Source organism: Paenibacillus sp. MAHUQ-45, from assembly GCF_058133325.1.
This window is the reverse complement of sequence record NZ_JBYUPV010000016.1, coordinates 1-12432: the sequence shown is the minus strand read 5'-3', so window position 1 is coordinate 12432 and position 12432 is coordinate 1. Positions and strand designations below refer to the sequence as shown.

17 protein-coding genes are annotated in these 12432 nt (G+C 49.7%); 14 read left to right on the top strand and 3 right to left on the bottom strand.

The genetic code is table 11. From position 1 onward, the window contains the following. Window positions 1-34: 34 nt before the first annotated feature. Both AC3Y23_RS25730 and AC3Y23_RS25725 read left to right on the top strand, forming a co-directional pair. A complete protein-coding gene (locus AC3Y23_RS25730; RefSeq protein WP_379204512.1) occupies window positions 35-427 on the top strand; it encodes a MerR family transcriptional regulator in 393 nt (130 codons plus the stop codon). A 2-nt stretch (window positions 428-429) separates the two neighbouring features. Further along, complete coding sequence (locus AC3Y23_RS25725) at window positions 430-768, top strand: thioredoxin family protein (protein WP_379204510.1); 339 nt, start codon at window positions 430-432, stop codon at window positions 766-768. 75 nt (window positions 769-843) lie between these two features. On the opposite strand, the gene AC3Y23_RS25720 is transcribed toward AC3Y23_RS25725, so the two are convergent. Further along, entirely contained in the window at window positions 844-1728 is an 885-nt protein-coding gene (locus AC3Y23_RS25720) for a CHAD domain-containing protein (protein ID WP_379204508.1), read from the bottom strand. 180 nt (window positions 1729-1908) lie between these two features. On the opposite strand from AC3Y23_RS25720, the gene AC3Y23_RS25715 reads away from it, so the two are divergent. After that, a complete protein-coding gene (locus AC3Y23_RS25715; protein ID WP_379204506.1) occupies window positions 1909-2829 on the top strand; it encodes a lipoate--protein ligase family protein in 921 nt (306 codons plus the stop codon). A gap of 103 nt (window positions 2830-2932) precedes the next feature. Here AC3Y23_RS25715 and AC3Y23_RS25710 read toward each other — a convergent pair whose 3' ends face one another. After that, window positions 2933-3721, bottom strand: coding sequence for a carbon-nitrogen family hydrolase (locus AC3Y23_RS25710; RefSeq protein ID WP_379204667.1), 789 nt, complete (start codon window positions 3719-3721; stop codon window positions 2933-2935). 142 nt (window positions 3722-3863) lie between these two features. Between AC3Y23_RS25710 and AC3Y23_RS25705 the strand changes: the two genes are divergently transcribed. The 7 genes from AC3Y23_RS25705 to AC3Y23_RS25675 all read left to right on the top strand — a co-directional run bounded on the left by AC3Y23_RS25705 (window position 3864) and on the right by AC3Y23_RS25675 (window position 8977). Continuing rightward, window positions 3864-4307 carry a MarR family winged helix-turn-helix transcriptional regulator gene (locus tag AC3Y23_RS25705; RefSeq protein WP_379204504.1) on the top strand — a complete coding sequence of 148 codons (444 nt, stop codon included), beginning with the start codon at window positions 3864-3866 and terminating at the stop codon, window positions 4305-4307. Between the two features lie 36 nt (window positions 4308-4343). Then, on the top strand, window positions 4344-4982 hold the full coding sequence (locus AC3Y23_RS25700; RefSeq protein WP_379204502.1) for a nitroreductase family protein: 639 nt from the start codon (window positions 4344-4346) through the stop codon (window positions 4980-4982). A gap of 20 nt (window positions 4983-5002) precedes the next feature. Then, the gene (locus AC3Y23_RS25695) at window positions 5003-5296 is read left to right on the top strand and encodes a putative quinol monooxygenase (RefSeq protein WP_379204500.1); all 294 of its coding nucleotides are present in this window, start codon (window positions 5003-5005) and stop codon (window positions 5294-5296) included. A 131-nt stretch (window positions 5297-5427) separates the two neighbouring features. Continuing rightward, the gene (locus tag AC3Y23_RS25690; protein ID WP_379204498.1) at window positions 5428-5805 is read left to right on the top strand and encodes a hypothetical protein; all 378 of its coding nucleotides are present in this window, start codon (window positions 5428-5430) and stop codon (window positions 5803-5805) included. A 114-nt stretch (window positions 5806-5919) separates the two neighbouring features. Further along, on the top strand, window positions 5920-6246 hold the full coding sequence (locus tag AC3Y23_RS25685; RefSeq protein ID WP_175372188.1) for an ArsR/SmtB family transcription factor: 327 nt from the start codon (window positions 5920-5922) through the stop codon (window positions 6244-6246). A 112-nt stretch (window positions 6247-6358) separates the two neighbouring features. Continuing rightward, a complete protein-coding gene (locus AC3Y23_RS25680; protein WP_379204495.1) occupies window positions 6359-8122 on the top strand; it encodes a SulP family inorganic anion transporter in 1764 nt (587 codons plus the stop codon). Window positions 8123-8278: 156 nt separating this feature from the next. After that, window positions 8279-8977 (top strand): DUF1361 domain-containing protein, encoded by a 699-nt coding sequence (locus tag AC3Y23_RS25675; protein WP_379204493.1) that lies wholly within the window; start codon window positions 8279-8281, stop codon window positions 8975-8977. Here AC3Y23_RS25675 and AC3Y23_RS25670 read toward each other — a convergent pair. Then, entirely contained in the window at window positions 8974-9294 is a 321-nt protein-coding gene (locus AC3Y23_RS25670) for an MGMT family protein (protein ID WP_379204491.1), read from the bottom strand. The two genes, AC3Y23_RS25675 and AC3Y23_RS25670, sit on opposite strands and share 4 nt — an antisense overlap. A gap of 230 nt (window positions 9295-9524) precedes the next feature. Here AC3Y23_RS25670 and AC3Y23_RS25665 point away from each other — a divergent pair, with 230 nt between their 5' ends. From AC3Y23_RS25665 to AC3Y23_RS25650, 4 genes are read left to right on the top strand one after another with little or no spacing between them, the layout of a single operon-like run. Further along, window positions 9525-10070, top strand: coding sequence for a DJ-1/PfpI family protein (locus AC3Y23_RS25665; RefSeq protein WP_379204489.1), 546 nt, complete (start codon window positions 9525-9527; stop codon window positions 10068-10070). A 31-nt stretch (window positions 10071-10101) separates the two neighbouring features. Continuing rightward, on the top strand, window positions 10102-10728 hold the full coding sequence (locus AC3Y23_RS25660) for a hypothetical protein (RefSeq protein ID WP_379204487.1): 627 nt from the start codon (window positions 10102-10104) through the stop codon (window positions 10726-10728). A 43-nt stretch (window positions 10729-10771) separates the two neighbouring features. Next, the gene (locus tag AC3Y23_RS25655; protein ID WP_379204484.1) at window positions 10772-11584 is read left to right on the top strand and encodes a phosphotransferase family protein; all 813 of its coding nucleotides are present in this window, start codon (window positions 10772-10774) and stop codon (window positions 11582-11584) included. Window positions 11585-11612: 28 nt separating this feature from the next. Then, window positions 11613-12155 (top strand): DUF1697 domain-containing protein, encoded by a 543-nt coding sequence (locus AC3Y23_RS25650; RefSeq protein ID WP_379204482.1) that lies wholly within the window; start codon window positions 11613-11615, stop codon window positions 12153-12155. Window positions 12156-12432 lie beyond the last annotated feature (277 nt).

The following is a 12432-nucleotide window of genomic DNA, read 5'->3' as shown; positions in this document are numbered from 1 at the left end:
GTAGACCATTTCTCATGAACCCGGGGAGAATGCCATGAAAATAGGTGAGCTTGCACGCCAGACGGGCGTTAGTGTCCGTTCATTGCGTTATTATGAAAGTCAGGGCTTAATTACACCGGTCCGTCAGGCCAACGGTTACCGGGAATATTCGCCGCTTGCTATAGAGACTGTGGAGAGCATTAAGTTGTATTTGAATCTTGGATTGTCCACGGAGGAGATCGCCGGTTTCCTGAATTGTGTACTGAAGAACAAAGAGTCCTTCTGTGCGGAAGTGATGCCGATATACCAAAGTAAACTGGAAGAGATTGAAAAGCAGATCCTGCAACTGAACCAGATCAAGCTGAATCTGGAGGAGCGGATATCTTCGATTTTAGAAGAACAGCATGATCAGGATATCCTTATAGATAAGGAACATAGGAGGGATTAAGTATGGCTATTCTCGAGGTAGAGCAAGCTGATAGTCTGCGGTCAAAATTGAGCGGTGAGGGCACAGTGCTGGTGGATTACGGAGCACCGTGGTGCCCGCCTTGCAAGGTTTTGCTGCCATTGCTGGAAGAACTGGACGGAGAGTATGGGGAAGAGGTAACCATCGCCAAGGTTAACTGTGATAATCTGCCGGAGCTGGCTTCCGAAGCAAGCGTGATGGGACTGCCGACGGTGATTGTCTATAAGGATGGTCAGCCGATGGAAAAGCTGGTCGGCCTTCAGCCGAAAGCTGTCTACCAAGGCGTTTTGAATAAATATTGCGGTGCGAAAGCAACGCATTAAGCTATGTTAGAGGCGTGAAGGGCAGGATTATAATCTGTCCTTCACGCCTTTTTTGAAATACTGTTGCTGAGTTTATTATCTATTATCCCCGATAGGAAGCACATGGTTATGCTGCAATGCCTCCAGTACTTCTACCCGCAGTTCAGCAGTGAAGGCCTCCCATGTTTTTTTACCGACATCAAGCTTTTTTCGGCCAATAGCATTCAGGGTCTGCAGCCAGATCCGTTTATCATTGATCTCCCCCAGCTGTGTCTGAACGTCTTTATAGATGGCCTCATCGGCCTGAAACTTCTGGTTTAGCGCAAAAGCAGCCGCCCCCGCAGTGTATCGCAGCTCCTTAGCAGCAATCCGCAGCTTGTGCAGTGTCTCGAAATCCTCCTCCGATGGCGAAGACAGGTCTTTGAAGAGGGCTTTACAGGCTTGTTTCTTCTGCTCAAAAGCTTCCTCCAGCTCACGCATCACCACATTGGCATCTCTTCTTGCGATCATGTCCTCTAATTGCGTGCTCAGGAAAAGTGACCATCTCTCATCCAGCGCGGAATTGGCCAGCTTCGGCAGATCCTGAGCGAGTTGCTCACGATACTTTTTCCGTATGCTTTTCTGATGCTTAATGACAGCTGTTAGCAGTCTGACTGTCTTGGGATTACCTTCGGCCTCGGCTTGCTGTCTTCTTTCCTTGAAGGACTGAATCAGCACGTCGGCATCCCTGACCTTACCTAGACGCTTTTGGGCTTTTTTGAATATAGGATATAGGCCGGAGGAATGTTCTGGATCAAGTATGGCTAGGAGAGTCAGCAGTTTGCGGCAGTTCACTCTGGCCTGATGGATATCCTCGTCGCCAAATTTGCGTACGGCTTCCTTACTGTAATCTCGAAAGTTGAGATACAGTAGATTCAGCGCATGCTCCCACTGCTCTTTTTTGCTTGCCGGTCTGCCCTTCGGAGCCTGTTCGGCGGTCATGCAGCACCACTCCTGAATGTTATTAGTTGTTTGTTATAGTATTACCCAAAAGCCTTCTTAATCAAATTCCTGCGGCTGAATAGCTATACGGATGTCCGGCTTCGCGGGAACAGGCAGATGGGTTACAATGAGATTATGATACGGCAGTATATAGAATATAACTGCGCTCGGGGGTTATTCATGAACATGACACCATTGTATGAGAATACGGAAGGGGAAGAAAGTTCACTGCCGTCAGTTATGGGGCTGTTTGAGCATTTACTCGAAGAAGAGAATAACGGAGAAGGCGGATTACCGGTCTCCGCGCAGAGTGGCGATTTGTTGATTCCGTTCGCCTTTGAAGAGACGTTGTGCCGGGATGTGGGCGCGGGTCTGGTCCTTCCCTCTTTGCATCTCTGGAGCCATCCCGGTGGGGTAGCTCTGGGGCTGCGGGACAGCAAGCTGCCTGGGGCTGCCCTGGCGATGGACAAGCTGGAGAGCCGTGGTATCCGCACGGTGGTCCGGCATTCCGGCGGTGCTGCTGTGCCACTAGACGCCGGAATTGTGAATGTGTCGCTGATCCTGCCCAAACGTCGCGGCAAGCTGGACTTTCATGACGACTTCCGGCTGCTGGCGGCTGTAATTAGAGATGCTGTAGCCGTCAGTCATCCTGCGGCCGCGGCGCAGATTGTGGCGAAGGAGGTCGTAGGCTCCTATTGTCCGGGAGATTTCGACCTCTCCATTGGAGGCCGCAAATTCTGCGGGATTGCTCAACGCAGACAGAGTCAGGCCTACTTTGTGCATGCCTTTGTCGTAGTCTCCGGCTCTGGACAGGCGCGCGGTGAACTGATTCGCAGCTTTTATGAAGAAGCTGCCGCAGGTGAACACGGCTTGTCTTATCCACAAGTGCGCCCGGAGACGATCGCTGGACTTGGCGAGCTGGGCGGACCAAGCACTACCGCGGCTTTCTGTAGCGGGATCAGGGAGGCCTTCACCCGCAGGGCGATAGAGCTAATCCCTTCCGGCAGGCTCCAACAGGAGACGGGATATCAGTTGGAATACAGCGACCCGCGTGTCAAAGCTGCCGCAGGGGTACTACGAGAACGTTATTCTCAGCTGTAAATGGCAATTACAGAGCACTTAAAAAGGGCGTTACGTAGGACTGGTTAGAATCCAGTATTCGTAACGCCCTTTCTGTATGTTGCCACATCGATCACTTCAAAATTTAGACGTATAGATCAGGTCGTCTGTCCGAGAACACCGGAATCTGTGCCCTTACCTCACGCACCTTCTGCCAATCGATCACGCCGCTGACAATCTCCTCGCCCTCCGAAGCTTCGCAGACGATCTCACCCCAAGGATCAATGATCATGGAATGTCCTGCAAAGGTATTGGCTGGATCACTTCCGGCCCGATTGCAGGCCACAACATAACACTGGTTCTCGATCGCGCGACTAATCAATAGCGTGCGCCAGTGGGACAAGCGCGGCAATGGCCATTCAGCGCTGATGAAGAGTACCTCGGCGCCTTGTACGGTGTGGGCGCGAATCCATTCGGGAAAGCGAATATCATAGCAGATCAGTCCGGCACAGGACGCGCCATCCAGCATGAACAACCCCTTGGCTTCCCCTGGCTGAAGATAGAGATGCTCATCCATCAGCCGGAACAGATGAAGCTTGCTGTATTCGCCGACAAGTTCCCCCTGGCGGTTGAATATGAACATACTATTGGTGACCCCGCCGCCGGGATGTCTGTTAGCTACGGAACCCGCCACAATGTTAATGCTGTATTGTTTCGCCAATGCGGATATGAAAGCCTTGGTAGTGCGTCCTTCCGGATCGGCAATTTCTCCAAGCCGGGTCAGGTCATATCCCGTCGTCCACAGCTCAGGGAGAATCAGGCAGTCAGGTCTGTCCGCTGCTGCTTCCCTGATTTTACGTTCCGCCGCAGCATAATTAGCCTCCGGATTGCCAAAAGCTATATCGAGCTGAATAAGGGCTATTTTCATTCGCAGATCCTCCTCCTTAGTTCAAGACTATAGGATTCTCTGTCCATAAAAGCAACCCTATTTTTAGGGTGTGATCATATTAGTTGACAGGTCAATTATTTATGAGTAAGATGATTACTGTCATATTGATTGTGCACAATTAAATGATATGAGGAGGTATATCTTGTCCCAACAATACTCCGAGGAAGAGCAGATTTTCGAACTGCTGCAAAGCCTCAGCAAAGCTATTAATCCAAAGTTTGAGCGATCGGTGAACATTAGTCCGACCCGGCTTCGCCTTCTTCATGAGCTGTATTATGGCGATGAGATTAGTCAGTCTTTCCTGCAAAAGGAAGTTGATATAGATGCAGCAGCCGTTACCCGCCACCTGAAAGGGCTGGAGGATTGTGGTATGATTACCCGCCGCAACAATCCTGAAGACAACAGGGTAACCCTGGTCTCCCTTACAGAAGAAGGACGGGGGCGAATTGCTTCGTTTTGTGAAGAAAAGAAGAATTTTATCAGCGACTTGCTCAGCAGCATCACACCCGGGGAGCGAACCGTGCTTATCGACATGCTGACCCGGATGCAGCAGAATATCAAACAGCTATAGATCACATCCTATACCAATCAAAGGAGAGTCATTCCCATGAACAATACACAACAACTTAAAGATTTCACATCCGTTATCACAGGACGCCGTTCCATCCGCAAGTATGATCCTACAGTTAAGATTAGCAAGGAAAAAATGACACAAATTTTGACGGAAGCTACGCTTGCCCCATCTTCGATCAATTTGCAGCCTTGGCGTTTTCTTGTAATTGAAAGCGAAGAAGCCAAAGCCACCCTGGCACCGCTGGCTAAATTCAATCAAACACAGGTGGAGACTTCAGCAGCTGTGATTGCCGTTTTCGGAGATTTGGACAACTTTGATTATGCTGAGGAGATTTTCAGTGCGGCAGTGGAACGCGGCTTTATGCCAGCGGAAGTAAAGGAAAGACAAATGAGTGTTCTGGCTCCCCGTTTTGCAACTCTGCCGCGTGAAGTCAAAAAGGATATCGTGCTTATTGATGCCGGGCTTGTATCCATGCAATTGATGCTGGTAGCTCATGCACACGGCTACGACACCAATCCTATCGGCGGTTATGAGAAAGAACAAATTGCTGAAGCTTTCGGACTTGATAAAGAACGTTATGTACCGGTTATGCTGATCTCCATCGGTAAAGCTGCGGATGAAGGTTATGCTTCGGTCCGTCTGCCGATTGAAAAAGTTGCCCAGTGGAAATAAGAAGGAGCTGACAGCAGACGATGATTATTATCCATGCTATTATCCAAGTGAAGCCGGAGCGCCGCGAGCAGTTCCTGACAGTGGTTAAGCCTTTGATTGCCTCATCACAGTCAGAAGAGGGCAACCTCTCCTACGAGCTGTACGAGCAGTCCGGACAAGACAATGTATTCATCATGGTGGAGAACTGGCGTGATGCCGAGGCGGTAACTGCCCACAATGCCAGCAGTCATTTCACAGGCTTTGCTGGTCAGGCTGGCGAATTCCTGGCTGCACCGCTGGACGTTAAGGTCTACAATGCGGAGCAGGTAAAATAAATAAAGCTGTACCTTAAGGGATGTCTCATGCTGCCAAGGCTGGGACATCCCTTTTCTGTGCCCGGAATCCCTTTCCCGCCAAGGCTCATGTATAATAAATGCTGAATACTTATACGGATGGAGATTATGAAATGAGAATAACAGTGACCCGGAATGGGCTCAGGAAGAATGAGATTTTCTTCACTTCGGCATACGGGGAAGGCCGGGGGATATGGCATGGCACTCATGTAACACCGCTGGAAGAGATCGACGTGGAGTTCGAGCTGACCCAGCTCTTTATGCGATGGGTGGATATCATTCCTGCCGACAACGGAGAGGCGGGGATTGCGATGGAAGGGGACAGGGTTATCTTTACCGGTGTTCTGGAGGATATTGACGAGGATGGAACGGGCTATCTGCGGCTTGGTGAAAGTGTGCTGATGTTCGAGAGCCTGGGTGAGCCGATGGCCTTGGGGATATTCGCCAGTATTTCAGTGAAAGAACCGGGCATTTATCCGATTGTCGTTTAGCTGAGAGAGGGAGATAGAATAATCTGCAATTCGGGCTGGAGTTTATGACCTGATGAGGCTATGCTATGATAGCATTAGATTTCAGAAGTAATGCTATTCGAGGAGAAAATGTCTATGAACTACGAAATTCAGCAATTTAAGACGGAGTTTTTCAAGGCGCTGGCCCATCCGATGCGTATCCGCATTCTGGAGCTTCTGAGTGAAGGCGAGAAGAATGTGAACGAATTGCAGGCCATTCTGGGTTCGGAGGGTTCTGCTGTATCCCAGCAGCTGGCCGTTCTGCGTGCGAAGAATGTAGTTGTCAGTGTGAAGGAAGGCACCTCCGTGATTTACTCTCTTCGTGACCCCCTGATAAAGGATCTTTTGGCTGTAGCCAGGCAAATTTTCGATAACCATCTGGTAAATGCGATCTCCCTTCTGGAAGGCATGCGCGGTGAATAGCAACAGAGTACACTGAACATTATTTTTGCGTTGACAAGAGCGTCGCGCAGGGGTAATGTTTCTTTATATTCAAATAATCAGATATTCAGATAAATGAAAAGAAGGTTGAATCATGATTGGATGGGGTAGATTCGAGGGCTACAGCCTTGCTTCTCTGCGTAAAGATGTCACTTCGGGAATCATTGTAGGTGTTATAGCCATTCCGCTCGGAATGGCTTTTGCTATTGCTTCGGGTGTCAAACCAGAATACGGAATCTATACTACGATTATAGCGGGTATTCTGATCTCTCTGCTGGGAGGCTCCAAGTTCCAGATTGGCGGTCCAACGGGGGCCTTTATCCCCATTTTATTCGCTATCGGGATGCAGTATGGCTACGAGAATCTGTTGATTGCCGGAATGATGGCAGGCGTTATTCTGGTCCTAATGGGAATTCTCCGGTTGGGTGTTCTGATCAAGTTCATTCCGAAGCCGGTAACAATCGGTTTTACGGCAGGTATTGCCGTCATTATCTTCAGCGGGCAGATTGGCAGCTTCTTGGGGTTGCAAGGTATGAGGCGGCATGAAGGCTTTGTAGACAATATGAGAGAGATCGGCCAGCATCTCTCGACGGCTAACATGTACAGTATTTTGACTGCAGTCGTATGTCTTGCAGCGGTTCTTCTGACTCTCCGTTTTGCTCCGAAGGTTCCGGGCTCTTTGATCGGCCTCCTGTGCGCAACGGTTATGGCTGTTCTTTTTTTCAGCGGCAAGGTGGCAACAATCGGCTCGGCGTACGGAGAGATCCCGGGTACATTACCGAGCTTCCACATCCCCCTTATAACCTGGGAGCGCATCAAGTCGCTGCTCCGTCCAGCGTTCGTTATCGCCATGCTTGGCGCCATCGAATCGCTGCTATCAGCGGTGGTAGCGGATGGGATGACGGGGGAACGCCATAATAGTAACCGAGAGTTGATTGGACAGGGGATTGCGAATATCGCAGCGCCGCTGTTCGGAGGCATCCCAGCAACCGGGGCCATTGCCAGAACGGCAACCAATATTAAGAATGGCGCCGTCTCTCCTGTGTCGGGTATTGTCCACGGTGTGGTCGTATTTCTGATTCTGCTGCTGCTGGCGCCATATGCTTCTACCATTCCGCTTGCGGCTATGGCTCCGATCCTGATGGTTGTGGCCTGGAACATGAGTGAGCGTAAAGAATTCCTGCATTTGCTGAAGACTAGAACGGGGGACTCACTCGTTCTGGTCACTACCTTTCTATTGACCGTGTTTGCCGACTTGACCCTCGCCGTAGAGGTGGGGCTGATGCTGGCTGTGGTTCTCTTCGTGAAGCGGATGGGTGAGGTTCATCGGGTCTCCAAGGTATTACCTGATCCGTCTTCGGTAAAGGTAGAAGCTCATATGGTATCGGAGCACCATGACTGTCCGCAGATCGGCATCTACAATGTGGAAGGGCCGTTGTTTTTTGGCGCAGCATACCGATTTGACGATACCCTGCCGGGCCCCGGTGCGGGACAGCCCGGAATTATTCTGCTGCGGATGGGCAAGGTTCCTTTGATGGACACGACGGGAGAATCGAACCTCGTAGCGCTAGTGAAACAGCTTCACGCTTCGGGAGGGACCCTAATGATTTCCGGCATCCAGTCCCAGCCTCTCGAGCTGCTGAAGCGAACCGGACTTTATGATCAGATCGGTGAGGAGCAGTTCTATGAACATACAGGAGAAGCCATCAATCAAGCACTTGGGGCGATCGATTATGGCAAATGCGCCGGCTGTCGGCATGCAGCTTTCAGGGAATGCAGCGCATTCTCTCTTCCGATAGAAATTCGGCAGCAGCGGGTAGTCGCCGGACCAATAAAGCCCGGTGCGCTTGAAGTCTGACAGGTAAGAGTGTCCCTAATAACATACAAAAAGGACTGTTACAGGCCGCTCTGGCTTAGCGAACAGTCCTTTTTGGCATAGACTACTTCGTTACAAATTTGTACAATGTAGGGTAATTGAACGTTTAGAACCCAGAAGATGAGGAGGCTGTGCCTTATGAAGGAACTGAACTATTCAAAAGTATTCTTGCTGCTGGCCGGTCTGTCAGTCGCTACGCTTGGGGTATACCGTGTTGTATCGCTTCAGACCGACTCGTTCTATGCTTTTCTGATCTGGAATCTATTTCTGGCCTGGATTCCCTTTCTGTTCTCAATGGCCGCCCATGAGCTGGATAAGCGGAGGATCGGGGGAATATGGATGCTTCCGCTGGGAGTGGCCTGGCTGCTGTTTTTCCCGAACGCGCCGTATCTGATGACTGATCTTGTACACTTGACGGCCCAGAAGGGGAGATATATTGTCCACGGAGTGATTCAGAACCGGTACTGGTACGATATGGTCATGCTGCTGCTGTTCACTTGGAGTGGCTGGCTGACAGGGTTTTTCTCGCTATATCAATTTCAGGCCGTGATCTACCGTAAAAGTAATTTGCTACTGTCATGGATATTCGTCCTGGCGGCCTGTGTGTTGGGTGGATACGGGGTTCTGCTTGGCAGGGTGTACCGGCTCAACAGTTGGGATGTGCTTACCGACAGGCACCAGCTTTATCAACTCGTGCTAGACAGCCTGAACCGACAATCGGTCTTTTTCAGTCTGTTCATAGCGCTGGTGCTGCTGGTGATTTATGCGACAATGTATTGTCTGCTGAATGTGCTGGGGCATGGAGCAGGACAACAGCGCTCCAGAGGCAGGGGTTAATCGTGATTTGCCACAGGCTGATATTGAAACTGCTCAAGGTTGATGGCACCCTTCAAGTCGAACAGGATACCTTCATCCTCCAGGTAGAGTCTCTGCATTGTGCCAGCTTCATCTTCGGTGAGGGCAATCATGCCCTTAGCATTGATCACCCGGTGCCAGGGAAGCTTATATTTGCGGCTCATGGAATGAAGGATGCGGACGACCTGTCTCGCGGCTCTGGGGCTGCCAGCGGCCCGGGCGACCCCTCCATAGGTCATGACCTTGCCCGCAGGGATAGACTGAATCACGTCGATTACTTTTTGGGTGAATGGTGTCATGGCAAATCTCCTTACTATAATCAAACGATTTCTACGTTTAGGCGGAAAATCCGGGAAGTGACTGATCCCAACGGAATTTTCCGTTTTTTTATTATACAACGAATCAGGCGTTTAGAATCCGCAGCCTCAGAGGGCTTTTTTGTCATTTCCAATGTTTATGTAAAATAGCTATACTTATAGACAAGTGTGATGTAAAAGATTTCTACAGAATGGAAGGGAGTCTTAACATATTGAATACATATATTCTTATCTATAACAGCTTCGTACAGTTTGAGGTGGTGCTGGCTGCCTATTTTATGAAAACGCAAGGCGAGGTATACACGTTAGGTCTTGGGTCTTCACCTGTGAATTCCAGCGAGAGCTTCTCCGTGAATCCGGCAAAGACGCTTTCGGAGGTAAATGTTCAGGAGATTGATCTTCTAATTATCCCTGGGGGCGAGACGGAGGAGATCATCAAGGATGAATCCCTGCTGAAGCTACTTCGTGAGCTGGATACAGCCGGGAAGGTTATCGGTGGCATTTGTGGTGGTGTATCCGTACTCAAGGCTGCAGGTATTTTGAACAACAGGAAATTTGTTGAGGTTGCTGCTGCGGAGGAGGGAGTCTCTGCGGCGACTTCGGGAGTCAATGTAATGGTCGATGGGAATATAGTGACAGCCCTGCCTAATGGATATGTGGATTTTGCCCTAGAATTGGGTACGCTCATGAACATCTACAAGGACAAGGCGGATTATCAGGAGACGATAGATTTCTTTAAGTATTTCAAAACAGTGTGAGCACATTGCCGACAGGAGGGGAGCTTCATCTATGAGTGTTAACAGCGTTGTACTGCCTTCACATTGGGGCAGGGAGGTACGGCACAAGCATATCACGCGAGGGTCTAAGGTGCTGGCAGTTATTTTTCCCGGCAAAAATTATTCGACAGAACGTCCGCTATTGGAATATGCGGCCAAGGTAGCTGCGGAGTATAACTGTGACATCCTTCAGCTCGAATATGGCTATCAGAGCGCGAGAGTTGAAATGAAGCGTGAAGACATTGGCATCATTGTGGAAGAGTGTACGAATGCCATTACCTCTGTGCCCAAGTACGAGAAAATCCTATTCATTAGCAAAAGCATTGGCACCGTTATTGCCGGGAAAGTCGCCGCAACGCTGAAGGCCAGCCAACAGATTGAGCACCTGTATCTAACCCCGATCCCGGACGCAATACCACTAATTGAACAAAGTCGGGGCAGTGTGATCTATGGCAGCGCCGATCCGCTGTTCAGTGAGCCACATTCCCGTGAGCTGGCCGGACTGCGTAATATCAAGGTGTACCGAATAGATGACGCTAATCACTCTCTGGAAGTGGGGAATGTCAAAGAGTCATTGGCAATATTAATTGTCATTATTAATATGTATCATGAATTTTTCCAACGTTGTTTAAAGCGGTAGTCCAAGGTCATGTGCTGAACCATTCGGAAATGGGGGAAACCAGATGAAGGGAAAGCTGATTGGAGAGGGCAGAACAGCGGAGATTTGGGAGTATGGCCATCGCAGGGTGCTGAAATTGTACCGGGAAGGGATTCCGGTAGATCAGGTAACGAGGGAATATAATATCAGCCTGTACGCGCATGCCCAAGGGATTCGTACTCCACAGCCATTTGAGCTGACAGAGGTCGAGGGGCGGAGTGGAATTGTGTTTCAACAGATTGAAGGTTCATCATTATTGACCTTGCTTGGCAAAAGCCCATGGAAGGTCGGCCAATATGCCAGCAGGCTAGCCAAGCTGCACTATGATCTACATACGCTAGATGCAGGTAACGATCTCGAAGTGCAGCAGGAGAGGCTGAAATGGGGCATACATGAAGCCCCTCTGTTGAATGAGTCGGAGAAACAGGCCATTCTCTCCTACCTGGATACACTTCCGGTCGGCGGCAAGCTGTGTCATGGTGATTTTCACCCGGATAATATACTTATGGATGAACAGGTATGGATCATCGACTGGATGACCGGTCTGGCCGGAGATCCGGCTGGCGATGCTGCAAGGTCTGTCGTCATGTTCAGCATGGGGGAAGTGCCTGAAGGGACAACTGGCATTGCCAAATGGGTGATCGGTTTTATTAGAAAGCGCCTGACAAAGGGGTATCTACGGGAATATCTGAGACTCTCGGGGCAAACTAGAGAAGAGATCGAGCGCTGGATTCTTCCAGTCGCCGCAGCCCGGCTAACAGAGTGGCTTCCAGAGGCTGAGAAAGAGCAGCTGGTACAGGAAATCCATAAACGTCTGGCAACGCTCAGCGCTGGTTAACTTCATATTCAGTAAGGAAGTGTAAGAGATGCCAACCTATGTTGCTTTGCTCCGCGGGATTAATGTCGGGGGCAACAAAATCATCAAGATGCAGGATTTGAAGGCGATGTTTCAATCCCTTGGCTATGAGAATGTCAGAACGTATATTCAGAGCGGCAACGTTGTTTTTGAGAGTAGCGAAACCTCATATAGTGCAGTGGGCAAAGACATCGAGCAGCAGATTGAGACCGTATTCGGCTTTGAGGTCTCCGTGATTATACGGACACAAGAGGAGCTGGAGCGGGTTATCGCAGATAATCCGTTTGACCTGAGCGAGCCGGAGGACTTCAAGCGGCTGTATGTTTCTTTTCTGGCAGCGGAGCCTTCGGCAGAGGCGCTGGAGAAGCTACTTCCTTATGGAGATGGCCCTGACAAAATCCGTTTTGTTGGCAGGGAAATGTACACATTATATGAGATCAGTGTGAGCAAGTCGGAGCTTTTTAAAGTTCCTGTGGATAAAATCCTTGGCATGCCTATCACGGCACGCAACTGGAATACAGTCAACAAGCTGGCTGCGCTATGCAGGGCCTGAACTGTTTTAATAGGGTTCCGGGAAGAACGGCTTCGATCTCTGAATGCGATTCAGTACTATCGATCATGGAAACTAAACTGAACAGTATAAATAAAAAGTATCGAAGTGTAATTAGCGGCATTTTTGTACCTTAAATCCTCTGCAGCTAAGGGTTTGAGGAGATTAAGTGCAATATTGTACTGCAATTAGAATAAATAGTGGACACCCGTTAACGGACAGACCGATAATGAAATCAGTGGAGGTGTGTTCACTTGGGAGAACAAAGACAACGATATAA